Origin of the sequence: Pseudonocardia aurantiaca (assembly GCF_039526725.1) — a bacterium.
Lineage (GTDB): Bacteria > Actinomycetota > Actinomycetes > Mycobacteriales > Pseudonocardiaceae > Pseudonocardia > Pseudonocardia aurantiaca.
The window spans coordinates 162,259-177,913 of sequence record NZ_BAAAJG010000015.1; the positions used below are offsets into that span (position 1 = coordinate 162,259).

At 71.8% G+C, this 15,655-nt stretch carries 19 protein-coding genes; 9 read left to right on the forward strand and 10 right to left on the reverse strand.

The features are described 5' to 3' along the window. Window positions 1-67 precede the first annotated feature (67 nt). The 10 genes from ABD143_RS22955 to ABD143_RS23000 all read right to left on the reverse strand — a co-directional run bounded on the left by ABD143_RS22955 (window position 68) and on the right by ABD143_RS23000 (window position 6,188). Window positions 68-418 carry a hypothetical protein gene (locus tag ABD143_RS22955; protein ID WP_343982037.1) on the reverse strand — a complete coding sequence of 117 codons (351 nt, stop codon included), beginning with the start codon at window positions 416-418 and terminating at the stop codon, window positions 68-70. Next, window positions 415-723: a hypothetical protein gene (locus tag ABD143_RS22960; protein ID WP_343982040.1), complete on the reverse strand. Its 309-nt coding sequence runs from the start codon at window positions 721-723 to the stop codon at window positions 415-417. Before ABD143_RS22960 ends, ABD143_RS22955 begins: the two co-directional genes overlap by 4 nt. A gap of 1 nt (window position 724) precedes the next feature. Further along, window positions 725-979, reverse strand: coding sequence for a hypothetical protein (locus ABD143_RS22965; protein WP_343982043.1), 255 nt, complete (start codon window positions 977-979; stop codon window positions 725-727). Window position 980: 1 nt separating this feature from the next. Next, complete coding sequence (locus ABD143_RS22970; protein WP_343982047.1) at window positions 981-1,208, reverse strand: hypothetical protein; 228 nt, start codon at window positions 1,206-1,208, stop codon at window positions 981-983. Window positions 1,209-1,220: 12 nt separating this feature from the next. Then, the gene (locus ABD143_RS22975; RefSeq protein WP_343982050.1) at window positions 1,221-1,481 is read right to left on the reverse strand and encodes a hypothetical protein; all 261 of its coding nucleotides are present in this window, start codon (window positions 1,479-1,481) and stop codon (window positions 1,221-1,223) included. A gap of 16 nt (window positions 1,482-1,497) precedes the next feature. Further along, window positions 1,498-2,085: an SRPBCC family protein gene (locus tag ABD143_RS22980; protein WP_343982053.1), complete on the reverse strand. Its 588-nt coding sequence runs from the start codon at window positions 2,083-2,085 to the stop codon at window positions 1,498-1,500. Continuing rightward, window positions 2,082-4,478, reverse strand: coding sequence for an aerobic carbon-monoxide dehydrogenase large subunit (locus ABD143_RS22985; RefSeq protein WP_343982056.1), 2,397 nt, complete (start codon window positions 4,476-4,478; stop codon window positions 2,082-2,084). Before ABD143_RS22985 ends, ABD143_RS22980 begins: the two co-directional genes overlap by 4 nt. Before the next feature lie 72 nt (window positions 4,479-4,550). Then, window positions 4,551-5,072, reverse strand: coding sequence for a (2Fe-2S)-binding protein (locus ABD143_RS22990; RefSeq protein ID WP_343982060.1), 522 nt, complete (start codon window positions 5,070-5,072; stop codon window positions 4,551-4,553). Next, on the reverse strand, window positions 5,069-5,935 hold the full coding sequence (locus ABD143_RS22995; RefSeq protein ID WP_343982062.1) for an FAD binding domain-containing protein: 867 nt from the start codon (window positions 5,933-5,935) through the stop codon (window positions 5,069-5,071). Before ABD143_RS22995 ends, ABD143_RS22990 begins: the two co-directional genes overlap by 4 nt. Before the next feature lie 13 nt (window positions 5,936-5,948). Continuing rightward, entirely contained in the window at window positions 5,949-6,188 is a 240-nt protein-coding gene (locus tag ABD143_RS23000) for a hypothetical protein (protein WP_343982065.1), read from the reverse strand. A 162-nt stretch (window positions 6,189-6,350) separates the two neighbouring features. On the opposite strand from ABD143_RS23000, the gene ABD143_RS23005 reads away from it, so the two are divergent. The 9 genes from ABD143_RS23005 to pqqA all read left to right on the forward strand — a co-directional run bounded on the left by ABD143_RS23005 (window position 6,351) and on the right by pqqA (window position 15,650). After that, the gene (locus ABD143_RS23005) at window positions 6,351-7,244 is read left to right on the forward strand and encodes an FAD binding domain-containing protein (protein ID WP_343982830.1); all 894 of its coding nucleotides are present in this window, start codon (window positions 6,351-6,353) and stop codon (window positions 7,242-7,244) included. A gap of 1 nt (window position 7,245) precedes the next feature. After that, on the forward strand, window positions 7,246-7,719 hold the full coding sequence (locus ABD143_RS23010) for a (2Fe-2S)-binding protein (RefSeq protein WP_343982068.1): 474 nt from the start codon (window positions 7,246-7,248) through the stop codon (window positions 7,717-7,719). Window positions 7,720-7,760: 41 nt separating this feature from the next. Then, window positions 7,761-10,127: an aerobic carbon-monoxide dehydrogenase large subunit gene (locus ABD143_RS23015; protein WP_343982833.1), complete on the forward strand. Its 2,367-nt coding sequence runs from the start codon at window positions 7,761-7,763 to the stop codon at window positions 10,125-10,127. Further along, a complete protein-coding gene (locus tag ABD143_RS23020) occupies window positions 10,124-11,038 on the forward strand; it encodes an XdhC family protein (protein ID WP_343982071.1) in 915 nt (304 codons plus the stop codon). The genes ABD143_RS23015 and ABD143_RS23020 overlap by 4 nt, the downstream gene beginning before the upstream one ends. Next, window positions 11,035-11,916, forward strand: coding sequence for an AAA family ATPase (locus ABD143_RS23025; RefSeq protein ID WP_343982074.1), 882 nt, complete (start codon window positions 11,035-11,037; stop codon window positions 11,914-11,916). Before ABD143_RS23020 ends, ABD143_RS23025 begins: the two co-directional genes overlap by 4 nt. A 7-nt stretch (window positions 11,917-11,923) precedes the next feature. Then, the gene (locus ABD143_RS23030) at window positions 11,924-13,111 is read left to right on the forward strand and encodes a vWA domain-containing protein (RefSeq protein ID WP_343982077.1); all 1,188 of its coding nucleotides are present in this window, start codon (window positions 11,924-11,926) and stop codon (window positions 13,109-13,111) included. A gap of 217 nt (window positions 13,112-13,328) precedes the next feature. Beyond that, window positions 13,329-13,793, forward strand: a complete 465-nt coding sequence (locus tag ABD143_RS23035; RefSeq protein ID WP_343982080.1) for an MSMEG_3727 family PQQ-associated protein — start codon at window positions 13,329-13,331, stop codon at window positions 13,791-13,793. A gap of 13 nt (window positions 13,794-13,806) precedes the next feature. Next, on the forward strand, window positions 13,807-15,507 hold the full coding sequence (locus ABD143_RS23040; protein WP_343982083.1) for a PQQ-dependent dehydrogenase, methanol/ethanol family: 1,701 nt from the start codon (window positions 13,807-13,809) through the stop codon (window positions 15,505-15,507). A gap of 47 nt (window positions 15,508-15,554) precedes the next feature. Then, complete coding sequence (gene pqqA, locus ABD143_RS23045) at window positions 15,555-15,650, forward strand: pyrroloquinoline quinone precursor peptide PqqA (protein ID WP_028936126.1); 96 nt, start codon at window positions 15,555-15,557, stop codon at window positions 15,648-15,650. Window positions 15,651-15,655 lie beyond the last annotated feature (5 nt).

The following is a 15,655-nucleotide window of genomic DNA, read 5'->3' on the forward strand; positions in this document are numbered from 1 at the left end:
TTCAGGGCGGCAGCCGCCGTGAACGTGGCTCTCCAGGCAGTTGGGGGTTGGGGTTGGCGTTGGGTCGTTACCGGGCCCGGTAGCCCACCGCCTCGTGCATGCGGGAGCGGCGGCGGCCCGCCGCCGGGCGTGCCACCGCCGCGCGCTGCGGGTTGGGCGAGACCTTCACGACGATCTGCTCGGCGAATCCGTAGAGCAGCGGGAGCGCCGCCGCCACCACCCCGCCCGAGCGGTTGACGTGCTCCAGCCCCGGCTTGATCGCCCGCGCGTCGTCCACGATGTCCCGGACGTGCTCGTCGCACTGCTCCAGGTTCGTGGCGATGCGGGTGAGCAGGGAGCCGGTCCAGTACAGGAAGAACGCGAGCCCGGCGATGAGCAGCACGATCTCGACGACGGTGAGCACCACGAGTGTGGTCACGGCTGCTGTCCTCCCGACGCGGGAGCAGGGGTGGGGATCGCGCCGACGGCGCGGCCCAGGAACAGGTGGTGCTGCAGGCCCTCGGCCAGCACGAGGTCGAGGCCGGCGCCGGTGGTCGTGATGAGCGCGGTGTCCTTCGTGTTGTGCGTGATGTCGGTGAGCGTGTCGCGCACGTTCACCACCCCCGCGTCGATCCGCTTGACGAACGCGATGAGCAGGCTCAGCAGCACCACCACCGCGACGATGACGACGGCGCCGATCACGAGGATCACCGTCCAGTACGTGATCTCCTCCGGTGCGAGCACGTCAGCCTCCCAACCGGGCGCGGCCGCGCTGCAGCCCGCCGATGATCGTGGTGGCGTGGTCGATCGTCTCGTTGAGCCCGGCGAGGCCCGCGGTGTGCGTGCGGGCGCGGCCGAGCGCCTCGTCGATCTCCCGGGCCTGGCTGCCGATCTTGTAGGCGAGCACCAGGATCGGGGTCACGAGCGCGACCACCACGACGACGACCACGAGCCCGATGACGAGACCGAGGGTCCATCCGGACAGGTCAACCGGTTGCATGTCAGACCGTCTCCGACCAGGCCCGTACGGGGGCCAGGTTGGCGTTCACGGACGGGACCACCTGGGGCACCGTGCGGGTGGAGTGCGCGATCGCGCGCACCCCGGCCACGACCGAGCCCAGGGTGGAGTGCACGTGCCGCAGGTGCAGGATCACCCGCAGCAGGCCGACCGCGGTGACGGCGATGATGAGCGCCGCGATCACGATCGTGGCCCAGGCGGCAGCAGGCATGACGTCCCTCCCCTACTTCGGCGGGAGCAGCGTCGCGACGCTGCCCGCGTACCTCGTGGCGCCCACCGCGATCTGCTCGACGGTCGCGTCCGTCCGGGCGAGCAGCTCGGGGACGTCCTCCACCAGCCCCGCCAGCTCGCCGCCGTGCTCGAGGATGTCGTCGGCGGCGGCACGGATGCGCTCCACCGCGGCGAGCACCCGGTTGAGCAGGGCGATCACCACGGGCAGCACCACGAACAGCAGCACCGCGTTGCCGATCCACCACAGCACCATGTCGATCCCCCTTCTCTCAGCGCAGCCGGGACACGTCGTAGGGCAGGAAGAACCGCGCGAAGACGCGCTTGAGCGCCATCACGGCGGCCCGGACGCCGATGGCGAACCCGCTTGCGGGCCGGGCCGTCCGCACGGCGGTGACCGCGCCGCCGCTGCCGGCCTGGGTGATGTTGTGTTCGACGCACTCGGCGAAGCTCGCCATCAGCACGCTCGTGACGTCGGCGATCATGCCGCGGCCGAACTGCGCCGCCGCGCCCGAGATCGTGAGGTCCTGCGCCACCCGCACGGTCGTCCCGCCGCCGGACGGCACGAGCTGCGCGGTGATCGTCATGTCCGCGGTGCCGCGGCCGCGGTCCTCGGCGCCCGACGCGTGCAGCACGAGCCGGTGCGCGGCCTCGTCGGACTCGGTGATCCGCGCGGTGCCGCTGAAGTTCAGCTTCACCGGCCCCAGCGCGGCGACGACCTTGCCCTCGTACGTGCCGTTCCCGTCGTCCCCGACGAGCTCGGCGCCCGGCAGGCACGGCGCAAGGCTCGGCACGGCGTTGAAGTACGCCCACACCCGTTCGACGGGCGCGGCGACCTGAAACTCGCTGTTGATGATCACGGCGTCTCCGCCTCCGCGCCGCGGATCGGCGGGGCGCCCGAGACGTCCCGCCCGTCCTGGATGGCCTGCCACACCCGGTCGGGCAGCAGCGGCATGTCGATGTTGCGGACGCCGGTGTCGGACAGCGCGTCCAGCACGGCGTTGACGAACGCGGCGGGGCCGCCTACCGCGGCGCACTCGCCCACGCCCTTGGCGCCGATGGGGTGGTGCGGGCACGGGGTGACGACCTCGTGCAGTTCGAACCCGGGCGTCTCCCAGGCGGTGGGCAGCAGGTAGTCCATGTAGTTGGCGCCGACCAGGTTGCCCTCGGCGTCGTAGGTCTGGAACTGCATGCTCGACATCGCGTAGGCCTCGGTGAGCCCACCCATGATCTGGCCCTCCACGACCATGGGGTTGATCCGCACGCCGCAGTCGTCGACGGCCACCACCCGCAGCACGTCCCACACACCGGTCTCCGGGTCGACCTCGACCGTCGCGATGTAGCAGGCGAAGGGCCAGGTCAGGTTGGGCGGGTCGTAGTAGGCGTTGAACTCCAGGCCCGGCTCCATCCCGTCGGGCATGTTCGAGTACGCCGCCATCGCGCACTCCTGGATCGTCGCGCCGCGCTCGGGCGCGCCCCGGACGTAGAACCGCCCGAGCTCCCACTCGACGTCCTCCTCCGACACCTCCAGCAGGTGCGCGGCGAGCTTGCGGGCCTTCGCCCGCACCTTGCGCGACACCATCGAGACGGCCGCGCCCGCCACCGGCGTGGACCGGGAGGCGTAGGTGCCCATCCCGAACGGCGCCGTGTCGGTGTCGCCCTCCTCGACGATCACGTCGGCGGCCGGGATGCCCAGCTCGTGGCTGACGATCTGCGCCCACGTCGTCTCGTGGCCCTGGCCCTGAGTCTTCGCGCCGGTGCGCAGGATCGCCTTGCCGGTCATGTGGACCCGCAGCTCGGCGGAGTCGAACATCTTGATGCCGAGGATGTCGTACTCGCGGCTGTTGCCCGCCCCGAGCGGCTCCGTCATCGTCGAGATCCCGATGCCGAGGCGGCGGCCGCGCGAGCGGGCGATCTCCTGGTCCTTGCGGAACTCGTCGTAGCCGATGGCGTCGAGCCCGATCCGCAGGCACTTCGCGTACTGGCCGGAGTCGACGAGGAACCCGAACGCGGTGCGGTGCGGGAACTGGTCGTCACGCAGCAGGTTGACGCGGCGGAACTCGGCCTGGTCCATGCCGAGATCGGCCGCGGCGGCCGCCACCATCCGCTCCTGGAAGAACATCGCCTCGGTGACGCGGAACGAGCACCGGTACGCGACGCCGCCCGGCGCCTTGTTCGTGTAGTGGCCCTGCGCGGTGATGAGCCCGGCGGGCACGTCGTAGCAGGCGAACGCCGAGTGCAGCAGCCCGATCTTGAACTTGCTGGGCTGGGCGTCGGAGAAGAACGCGCCCTGGTCGGTGTCGGCGTGCATCCGGACGGCGAGGATCTTCCCGTCCGAGCGCAGCGCCATCTCCGCGTCGAGGTACATGTCCCGGCCGAACCCGGTGGAGCTGAGGTTGCCGGTCTTGTCCTCGATCCACTTCACCGGCTTGCCGAGCAGGATCGAGCACAGGATCGAGGCCACGTAGCCGGGGTAGACCGGCACCTTGTTGCCGAAGCCGCCGCCGATGTCGGGCGAGACGATCCGGATCATGTGCTCGGGCAGCTCGGCCACCAGTGCCACCGCGGCCCGGATGATGTGCGGGGCCTGCGTGGTCATGTAGACCGTGAGCTTCTGCGTCGCGGGGTTGAAGTCCGCGATCGACCCGCAGCACTCGATGGGCGAGGGGTGGCTGCGCGGGTAGTGCAGCCGCATCCGCGACACCGTGTCCGCCTCGGCGAACGCCCGCTCCGTGGCCGCGCGGTCGCCGACCTCCCAGCGGTAGCAGGTGTTGTCGGTCTGCCCCTCCTTGTCGTCGCGGATGATCGGGGCGCCGGGTGCCTTCGCCTGCTCCGGGCTGACGATCGGCGGCAGCGCCTCGTACTCGACGACGATCGCGTCGCAGCCGTCCTTCGCGATGTACGGGTCGTCCGCGACGACCACGCACACCTCCTGGCCCTGGAAGCGGACCTTGTCGGTGGCGAGCACGGCCTGGGTGTCGTAGGAGAGCGTCGGCATCCAGGCGAGGTTGCGCTGGGCCATCATCTCGCCGGTGAGCACCAGCCGGACGCCCGGGATCTCCCAGGCCTTGCTGGTGTCGATGCTGACGATCCGGGCGTGCGCGAGCGGGCTGCGCAGGATCTCCATGTGCAGCATGCCGGGCAGGTGGATGTCGTCGGTGTAGTTGCCGCGGCCCCGGACGAACCGGCTGTCCTCCACGCGGCGGCGGCTCGCGCCGAGCCCGCCGATCTTGACCTCGTCGAGCGCTGTCATAATTCCGCCTCCGCGGGAGTACGAACGTCGGCGGTCATGACTCCGCCTCCGCGGGAACACGTACGTCGGCGGTCATGCCGTCGCCCCCCGCTTCTTCTCAGCTGCCCAGAGGACGGCCTTGACGATGTTCTGGTAGCCGGTGCAGCGGCAGAGGTTGCCCGACAGCGCCCAGCGCACCTCGTCCTCCGACGGGTCCGGGTTCGCGTCGAGCAGGGCCTTCGACGTCAGCATCATCCCCGGGGTGCAGAACCCGCACTGGAGCCCGTGTTCGACGGAGAAGCCCTCCTGCACCGGGTCCAGCTCGCTGGGTGTGCCCAGGCCCTCGACCGTGGTGACCTCGCACCCGTCGGCCTGGACCGCGAGCATCGTGCAGGACTTGACTGGCACCCCGTCCACGAGCACGGTGCACGCGCCGCAGCTCGTCGTGTCGCATCCCAGGTGGGTGCCCGTGAGCGCGAGCCCCTCGCGGATCAGGTGGGCGAGCAGCAGCCGCGGCTCCACCTCCACGACCCTGCGCTCGCCGTTGACCGTGACGGTGATCCGGCGCTCGTCCGCGCCGACCGTGCGCACCTCGCTGCTTCCGCCGTACGTCATGCCGCCACCGCCTCCTCGCGGGTGAGCCCGCGTCGCACGAACGTCGCCACGACGTGGCGCTTGTAGGCCGCGCTGCCCCGGTGGTCGCTGCGCGGCCGGGCCGCCTCGGCCGCGAGCTGCGCGGCCTCCTCCACCGACTCCGCGCTGAGCGGCTTGCCGACCAGCGCCTGCTCGGCCGCGGTGGCCTGGATGTTGGACGGGCCGACGCCGGTGAGGGCGATCCCGGCCCGCGTCACGAGCCCGCCCGCGGTCTCGAGAGCAACGGCGACGCCGACGGTCGCGAAGTCCCCGACGCGGCGCTCGAGCTTGAAGTAGGTGCCCGAGACCGCCCCCCGCGCCGCCGGGACGACCGCCTCGACCGCGATCTCGTCGGGGCGCAGCGCGTTCTCGAACGGGCCGAGCGAGAAGTCGGCGGCCGCGATCGGCCGTCGCCCGGCCGGGCCGGCCGCGACGACGTACCCGCCGAGCGCGAGCAGCACAGACGCCCAGTCGCCCTGCGGGTCGGAGTGGCACAGCGAGCCGACCAGCGTGCCGCGGTTGCGGACGATGGGGTCGGCGATGAGGGGGGCCGCCGACGCCATCAGCGGGTGCCCGTCGGCCAGTAGAGCGGAGCGTTCCAGCGTGGCGTGCCGGCACAGCGCGCCGACATGGAGCGTGCCGTCGGGGGCCTCGGTGAGGTGGTCGAGGCCGGGGACCCGGTTGATGTCGACGAGCAGGCCGGGGGCGGCGAAGCGCAGCTTGAGCAGCGGGACGAGGCTCTGGCCGCCTGCCAGGACCTTCGCCTCGTCACCGTGGTCGCGCAGCAGTGCCAGCGCCTCGTCGAGGGAGTGGGGTGCTTCGTAGCGGAAGCGGGACGGGTACATCCGGGTCTCCGATCTACCGGCCGTCGTCGGCGGTGTCGGGCACGGCCACGGGCCCGCCCTCGTCCGTGGGGTCGGGGCGCGGCTCCTGGTGCGGTGGCCAGGGCCCGGCGACCGGCTGACCCGCGACCTTGAGGTACTCGGTGATCTGCGGCCAGGCCCAGATCGTGGGGCTCTTGCCGGTCTTCGGAGCGCCCTCGATCAGGGCGTACATCCGCGGGTTGTGCCGGCTGTGGCCACTCGACTCGATCGGCATCTGTCCTCACTCGCGTCGTTGCGGCGGGGTCAAGTGCGGACATGCTGCACCCGATCGGCGCATCGGGCTCCTACTCCCTAAGCGAAGGCTTAAGACCCCTTGCCCGGTCTGGTGACCGGGGTCACGATGAAGGCGCGGCCGCCACCCAGCGTCGGGAGCGTGATGCAGGTTCCTGCCCAGTTCGAGTACCAGCGCGCCACCAGCGTGGACCACGCGATCGCGCTGCTGACCAGGCACGGACCCGAGTCGCGGGTGGTCGCGGGCGGGCACTCGCTGATCCCGATGATGAAGCTGCGCCTCGCCCAGCCCGAGATGCTGGTCGACATCAACGACCTCGCCGAGCTGGCGAGTATCGACGTCCAGCCCGGCCTGCTGCGCCTCGGCGCGCTGCTGCGGCACAGCGAGCTGCTCGCCTCGGCGGAGGTCGGCACGCTCTGCCCGATGCTGCACGACGCCGAGCGGGTGATCGCCGACCCGGTGGTGCGCAACCGCGGCACCGTCGGCGGGTCGGTGTGCCAGGCCGACCCTTCCGAGGACCTCTCGGGGGCGTTCTGCGCGTTGCGGGCCGTCGCGGTTATCAGCGGGTGCTCCGGCACCGGCGCCGGGTACACCCGCACGGTCCCGATGCGCGAGTTCTTCACCGGCCCGTACCAGACGGTGGTGGCCGACGCCGAGCTGCTCGTGGAGCTGCAGGTGCCGATCCTGCCAGGGTCGGGGAGCGCCTACCTGAAGGTCCACCGGCGCTCGGGCGACTGGGCCGTCGCGGCCGCGGCCGCCGCCCTCGCGCTCGACGGGGACACGATCACCGAGGTCGGGATCGGGCTCACCGCCGTCGGAGCCCGCCAGTTCGTGGCCGCGGAGGCCGAGGACGCCCTGCGCGGGCGGCGGCCCACCCCTGAGGCCTTCGCCGCCGCGGGCCGGATCGCGGCGGAGCACTGCTCGCCCGCCGACGACCAGCGCGGCCCCGCCGACTACAAGCGCCACCTCGCGGGTGAGCTGACCCGCCGGGCGCTGGAACGCGCCGCGGCCAGGGCTGTCAGACGGGCGACGAGGTGACGTGGAGATCACCCTCACCGTGAACGGGCAGGAGCACAGCCGCGTCGTCGAGCCGCGGCTGCTGCTCGTGCACCTGCTGCGCGACGAGCTCAGGCTGACCGGCACCCACTGGGGCTGCGACACGTCCAACTGCGGGGCGTGCACCGTCTGGCTGGACGGGGTGCCGGTGAAGTCGTGCACGGTGCTCGCAGTGATGGCCGACGGGCGCGAGGTCCGCACCGTCGAGGGGCTGGAGACGCCGTTCGGGCTCGACCCGCTGCAGGTCTCCTTCATCGAGTGCCACGGGCTGCAGTGCGGGTTCTGCACACCCGGGATGCTGATGACCGCGCGCTGGCTGCTGGATCACAACCCGGACCCCACCGACACCGAGATCCGCGAGGCGATCTCGGGCCAGACGTGCCGGTGTACCGGCTACGAGAACATCGTCCGTTCGGTGCGGCACGCGGCGGCCGCGGAGCGGGAGCAGGCGTCGTGAGTGCGCTCGTCGACGGGGGAGCGCGCGAGAACGGCACGCCGATGGGTCACGGGCGCATGCTGCGCAAGGAGGACGCCCGGTTCGTCCGGGGCCGCGGCTGCTTCGTCGACGACGTCACACTGCCCGGCATGTTGCACGGCGCGGTGCTGCGCAGCCCGTACGCGCACGCGCGGATCCTGTCGGTGGACCCGAGCGCAGCCGAGTCGCACCCGAAGGTGCGTGCGGTGATCACCGGGGACGTGCTCGCCGAGCGAGGCCTGGCCTGGATGCCCACACTCTCGCACGACGTGGCCGCGGTCCTCGCCACCGACAAGGTCCGCTACCAGGGTCAGGAGGTGGCGTTCGTCGTCGCCGAGGACCGCTACGCCGCCCGGGACGCGCTGGCGCTGATCGACGTCGAGTACGAGCCGCTGCCCCCGCTCGTGGACGCCCGGCGGGCGCTCGACCCGGACGCCCCGCTGGTGCGGGACGAGTTGGACGGGCGCACCGACAACCGGATCTTCGACTGGGAGTCGGGCGACGCCGCCGCCACCGACGCCGCCTTCGCCGCCGCCGCGCACGTGAGCAGCTGCGACCTGCTCTACCCGCGCGTGCATCCGGCGCCGCTGGAGACGTGCGGCACGGTCGCGAGCGTGGACCGCGTGACCGGCCGGCTCACCGTGCACGCCACCACCCAGGCGCCGCACGCGCACCGGGTGCTCTATGCGACCGTCGCAGGCATCCCCGAGCACAAGATCCGGATCGTGGCCCCGGACATCGGCGGCGGGTTCGGCAACAAGGTCGGGATGTACCCGGGCTACCTGTGCGCCGTGGTGGGCTCGATGCTCACCGGCGCTCCCGTGAAGTGGACGGAGGACCGTTCCGAGAACCTGATGAGCACCTCGTTCGCCCGCGACTACCACATGCGCGGCGAGATCGCGGCCACCGCGGACGGGCGGATCCTCGGCCTGCGCGTCCGCGTGCTCGCCGACCACGGAGCCTTCAACGGCACCGCGCAGCCGTCGAAGTTCCCGGCCGGGTTCTTCCACATCTTCACCGGCTCCTACGACGTGCCCGCCGCGCACTGCCGCGTCACCGGCGTCTACACGAACAAGGCGCCGGGCGGCGTCGCGTACGCGTGCTCGTTCCGGGTGACCGAGGCGTCCTACCTCGTCGAACGGCTCGTGGACGTGCTCGCCCACGACCTCGGGCTGGACCCGGCCGACGTGCGGCGGCGCAACCTGCTGCGGCCCGAGCAGTTCCCCTACCGCTGCGCGACCGGCTGGGAGTACGACTCCGGCGACTACCCGCGCACCCTGGAGCTGGCACTGGAGATGGCGGGCTACGACCAGCTGCGCTGCGAGCAGGCCGCGCGGCGCCGCGAGCACGCCGAGACCGGGCGGGGCACGCTGATGGGCGTCGGCATCAGCTTCTTCACCGAGGCTGTGGGGGCGGGCCCGCGCAAGCAGATGGACATCGCCGGGTACGGCATGGCCGACGGCGCCGAGTTGCGGGTGCACCCGACCGGCACCGCGGAGCTGCGACTGTCGTGCATGTCGCAGGGCCAGGGCCACGAGACGACGTTCGCGCAGATGGTGGCCGAGGAGCTGGGCATCTCGCCGCACGACGTCGAGGTGGTGCAGGGCGACACCGACCGCACACCGTTCGGGCTGGGCACCTACGGCTCGCGCTCGACCCCGGTGTCCGGGGCGGCCGCGGTGCTCGCCGCGCGGAAGGTGCGCGAGCGGGCCCGGATCGTCGCCGCCGCCCTGCTGGAGGTCTCCGGCGACGACCTTGTGTGGGAGAAGGGCCGCTTCCATGTGCGGGGCGACCGCGAGGCCGGGGCGTCGATGCGCGAGATCGCGCTTGCCGCCCACTCCGACCTGGAGCTGCCCGACGGCGTCGAGGGGCACCTGGACGCGACGTGTGTCTACAACCCGCCGAACCTGACCTTCCCGTGCGGCGCGTACGTCTGCGTCGTGGACGTGGACCCGGGCACGGGGCAGGTGGTTGTGCGCCGGTTCGTCGCGGTGGACGACTGCGGGGTGCGGATCAACCCGATGATCGTCGAGGGGCAGGTGCACGGCGGGCTCGCCGACGGGATCGGCATGGCGCTCATGGAGCTCGTTGCGTTCGACCGCGACGGCAACCACCTCGGCGCCTCGTTCATGGACTACCTGTTGCCCACGGCGGTCGAGTGCCCGTCGTGGGAGCTGGGCGAGACGGTCACCCCCTCACCGCACCACCCCATCGGGGCGAAGGGGGTGGGCGAGTGCGCGACGGTCGGCTCGCCCGCCGCGGTGGTGAACGCGGTGCTCGACGCGATCGGGGTGCGGCACGCCGACATGCCGCTCACCCCGGCCCAGGTGTGGCGGGCGGTGCAGGGTTCCCCGCTGCGGACGGATCTGGCGATCGGAGAACGATCATGAGAGCCGACCTGCTGTCCCGGGTGGACGGGCTGCGGACCGGGCGCACGCCGTTCGTGCTGGCCACGGTGGTACGTGCCGAGCGGCCGACGAGCGCCAAGCCGGGGGACTGCGCGCTGGTGCTGGCCGACGGCACGATCGACGGGTTCGTCGGCGGGGTCTGCGCGGAGTCCACGGTGCGACTGGAGAGCCTGCGGCTGCTGCGCGCGGGGGAGTCGGGGCTGCTGCGGATCACGCCGCGGGCAGGAGACGGGAACGAGGAGCCCGAGGAGGGCGTGCGCACCGTCGGCAACCCGTGCCTGTCCGGCGGCACGCTGGAGATCTTCCTGGAGGCGATGATCCCGCCGACGCTGGTCCTCGTGCACGGCGAGGCGCCGGTGGCCAGGGCGCTCGTGCGCGTCGGGCACGCGCTCGACTGGGACGTCCGCGCCAGCACCGACGCCGCCGCCCCGATCGCGGCCGACACCTCGGGGGTCGTCGTCGCCTCGCACGGGCGCGACGAGGTGGCGGTGCTGCGGGCCGCACTGAAGGCCGGTGTGTCGTATGTGGCGCTCGTGGCGAGCCGGCGCCGGTCCGCAGGCGTGCTGGCCGAGCTGGCGGAGCTCGGTGTGCCCGCCGAGGAGCGCGAGCGCGTGCGCGCCCCGGCCGGGCTCGACATCGGCGCGCGGACCGCGCCGGAGATCGCCCTCTCGGTGTTCGCCGACATCGTGGCGCGCCGGCCCCGGGTCGCCGCGCCGGTGGCCGGGGCCGACACGCCCGCCGAGCCGGAGGTCGCCGTCGACCCCGTGTGCGGGATGGACGTCGCCGTGACGGCGTCGAGCATCTCGGCGGCACACGGCGGTGGCACCGTCTACTTCTGCGGCACCGGCTGCCGGCAGGCGTTCCTCGACGACCCGCAGCGGTTCGCCCGGTGACAAACCTCCCCGCGGACGTCGACGACCTGGCCGCCGCGCTCGGCGCGGCCGGGTACCTCGTCGACGACGCGCTGGCCACGGCCCTGTTCCTCGCCGTGCGGATGCGGCAGCCGATCCTGCTGGAGGGCGAACCGGGTGTCGGCAAGACCGCGGCGGCGACCGCGCTCGCGGCGACGCTCGACGCGCCATTGCTGCGCCTGCAGTGCTACGAGGGCCTGACCGCGGCGGAGGCCCTCTACGAGTGGAACTACCCGCGGCAACTCCTGGCGATCCGGCTCGCGGAGACCCGCGGCGACCGGCTCGCCGACGCCGACCTGTTCACCGACGAGTTCCTGCTGCCCCGCCCGCTCCTGGCCGCCGTGATGCACCCGGGACCAGGGCCTGCGGTGCTGCTCGTCGACGAGGTCGACCGCGCCGACGACGAGTTCGAGGCGTTCCTGTTCGAGGTGCTCGCCGAGCAGGCCGTGACGATCCCCGAGCTGGGCACGCGCCGCGCGACCGTCGCCCCGGTGGTCGTGCTGACCTCCAACCGCACCCGCGACCTGCACGACGCGCTCAAGCGCCGCTGCCTCTATCACTGGATCGCCCACCCCGGCCCCGCCCGCGTCGCGGAAATCATCCGCCGCCGCGTCCCGGAAGCCGCGGACTGGCTCGCGCCGCGTGTGGCGGGCGCGGTGCAGCGGCTGCGGGGCCTGGAACTGCAGAAGCAGCCGGGGGTGGCGGAGGCGATCAGCTGGACCAGGGCGTTGCAGGCGCTCGGCGTCGCGGAGCTGGACGAGCGGGCCGCCGACCGGACGCTCGGTGCCGTGCTCAAGTACGACGAGGACGCCAGGCTGGCAAGGGCGGCCGGGCTCTCGGATTTGGTGCGCGGTGCCTGACCTGCCAGTGCCTGACCTGCCAGTGCCTGGCCTGTCCGGGCCCGACCTGCCTGCGCTGGTGGCCCGGTTCACGGCCGCGTGCCGGGACGCCGGGCTGGCAGTGGGCCCGGACCGGGCCGAGCGGTTCGCGCGGGCTGTCGTCACGGTCGCCCCGACCACCACCCGGCGCCTGCGGCACTGCGCGCTGGCGACCCTCGTCTCGGACCCGGCGCAGGCCGCGCTGCTGGACCGGGTGTTCGACCAGGTCTTCCGTGCCCTGGCCGACGCGCCGCCCGACGGGCCGCCCGACGGGCCGCCCGACGAGCCGCGCGGCGATCCGAACGCTCCCGCCCCTGATAACAGCGCGCCGGACGCGGGGACGGCGACCGGCGGTACTCCGCGCGCCGGCAGCGGCCCCGCCGAGGGCAGACCCCGGCCCGGCTCGGTGCCCCTGGTTGCGGCCGCGGTCGAGCGGCTCGCAGCTCGCGAGTTCGAGGCGCTGTCCCCGGCCGAGCTGGCCCAGCTGGCCGGGGCGATGCGCGCGCTGCGCGTCGCGCTGCCGGAACGGCGGTCCCGGCGCACCCGGCGGGCATCGCACGGCGACCGGGTCGATCTGCGAGCCACCTTGCGCGCGGCCGCGCGTACCGCGGGGGACCCCGTCGCGCTCGCCCGCCGGCAGGCCCGCAGGCGGCCGCGGCGGCTCGTGGTGCTGTGCGACATCTCCGGCTCGATGGAGCCCTACGCCCGCGCCCTGATCCAGCTGCTCTACTGCGCGGCAGGCGCCGAGCGGGCCGAGGTGTTCACGTTCGCCACGCGCCTCACCCGTCTGACCCGCGCGCTCGCGCGGACGACCCCCGCCGTCGCTCTGGAACGGGCGGGACGGCTGGCGCCGGACTGGTCCGGCGGCACCCGCATCGGTGAGGCGCTGCGCAGCTTCAACGACGAACACGGGCGGCCGGGCACGGCCCGCGGCGCGGTGGTGCTGATCCTCTCCGACGGCTGGGACACCGGGGACCCCGAGCTGGTGGGCCGGGAGATGGCCCGCCTGCGCGCGGCCGCGCACCGGGTCGTCTGGGCAAACCCCCGTACCCGCCACCCCGGCTACCGGCCGCTGGCCGGCGGGATGGCTGCGGCCTGGCCGTACTGCGACGCCGTGGTGAGCGCACACAGCGTGGACGCACTGCCGGACCTGCTGGCTGCCCTGTCCGGCCCCTGAGTGATTGTTCCGGCGCCGGAATCGCAATCTTGAACGGGTGAGAGTTCAAATCACAGGAATCGATCAATTCGGATCAATTCGGATCACTGCACATTGTACGCACACTGTGGATGATCGAAGTCCGGCGCCGGTCGCGGGAGGTTGACCAGGCTTCACACTGTGATAACCTCCACACATTTAATGTCCGCCGGAGGTGTTGGTCCGGGAGGTGCGGCAATTGACGAGTACGGCGCAAGAACGATCCGACCTGATGCACAAGATCGGGTTGGACGTGCAGAACAGAGCAACGCTGGGACGACTGCTGGGAACCGGCAATATCGGACAGGCAAGCGAGAAATCCGATGGCCGCATGCAGGCCACAATCCGGATCCGGCCCGATGAGCTGGTCTGGGATCCTTCGATTGTGGTCATGCCCCATGGGGGTGATCTAGAACTCGAGCTCATCAACGATGACCTCAACACGCACTGCGCGCTCTTGCCGAGCAATGGCGACCGGAAATTCATCTGGTTGGTGAACCATTCGCGCGGACGGGCCACCCTCAACCTCGACGGCCCGGGCTATTACTGGTTCAGCTCGCCGACCGGAAATGACGAAGGCCGGGGACTGACCGGGACCATCGTCGTGCTGGGGGACGTTCCCCCGGAGGCTCGCCTCGACCGCCCACCCCAGCCACGGCCGTAGAAAGGAGCAGGCGGTGACAGTTGAATACGTAGACGCAGGGGAAGCCATCGATCAGGGATTGCTCAGCGGCAAGGTCGCTGGGGGGGAGATCGCACCGCCGGTGGTGGCCGGTGTCAACTACGAGCGCATTCGCGATGCCCGCTCGGAGCCGGAGAACTGGCTCACGTACTACGGCGCCTACGACGGACAGCGGTACAGCGCGCTGGACCAGATCAATACGGAGAACGTCAAGAATCTCCGCCCCGCGTGGATCTTCCAGGCCGGCACGAGCGGCATGATCGCGGGCGCGTCGACCTACTCGTTCGAGGCCGCCCCGGTCGTCGTCGACGGGGTCATGTTCGTCTCCGGCTGGGACGGCTGGGTCTGGGCCCTCGACGCGAAGACGGGCGTGGAGATCTGGCGGTACAAGCACGCGATCCCCTACGACGTTTCACTGTGCTGCGGAAACGTGAACCGTGGGGTCGCGGTGGCTCAGGGGAAGGTTTTCTTCGTCACGGCGAACGCCCACGTGCTCGCGCTCGACGCCACTACCGGCAAGCGGGTCTGGGACAAGACCTATGGGGACGTGCGGGCCGGGGAGAGCGCCACGGTCGCGCCGCTGGTCGTGAAGAGCATGGTCATCGTCGGGAGTTCCGGCGGGGAGTTCGGGGTGCGCGGTCACCTCGACGCGTTCGACATCGAGAGCGGTGAGCACGTCTGGCGCTGCTACACGGTGCCGAAGCCCGGCGAGCCCGGCTCGGAGACCTGGCCCGCCGACGGCGAGGCCTGGGCGCGGGGCGGCGCGAACTGCTGGCTCACCGGCACGTTCGACCCGGAGACGAACCTGCTGTACGTGGGCACCGGAAACCCGGCGCCCGACTTCGACGGCGAGGTCCGGGAGGGCGACAACCTCTACACCGACAGCATCATCGCCGTCGACGTGGACAGCGGCCAGATCCGCTGGCACTACCAGTGCACCCCACACGACGTGTGGGACTACGACAGCATCGCGGAGTGCATCCTGTTCGAGTCGGACGGGCGCAAACTGCTGGGGCATTTCGACAAGAACGGCTACTTCTTCGTCCTCGATCGCACGGACGGCGCGTTGGTCCAGATCACCCCCTACGTGGACCGCATCACCTGGGGGGCGATCACGCGGGACGGCAAGGTGACGGCCAGGGTGTACCCCGACAAGGAGGGGGAACCGGTTCACTTCTACCCGGGTCCGGCCGGCGCCAAGGAATGGACCCACGCGGCCTACAGCCCGAAGACCGAGCTCTTCTACGTCCCGGTCCAGGACACCGGCGCAACGGCCACCCGGCGCCGCCGGGAGTTCAAGGAGAGCATCCCGTACTGGGGCGCGGGCGTTCAGGTGGACATCGAGGACATGGCGGGGTCCATCAGCGCGTTCGATGCCAACGGTGAGGAGAAGTGGCGCTGGCGCAACGAGCTTCCGATGTGTGCGTCGGTACTGGCCACGGGCGGCGACCTGGTGTTCGCCGGGGAGCCCTCGGGAGAGTTCAACGCGCTCGACGCCCGCACCGGGGAGCTGCTGTGGCAGTTCCAATGCGGCAGCGGCCACCACAGCAGCCCGACGACCTACAGCGTCGACGGAAGGCAGTACGTCGCCGTGCCGGTCGGTTGGGGCGGGTGGGCCGAGGGGTTCCTCCCCGGCATGCTCGGCGCGGGCCACGGAAGCGCCCTGATCGTCTTCGCCCTCCCGGAATCGTCGTAGCACCGTGACCGGGAGCCGCCGGAATCTGGCGGAGAGGAGGTGAATCCATGGAGTCTCAGCTCGCTGTGTGGGAGACGCCGGAGTTCGAGGAGATCGGCGTCGCCCCCGAGGTGACCATGTACATCGCTCAGTTGGAGGACTAGCAGGG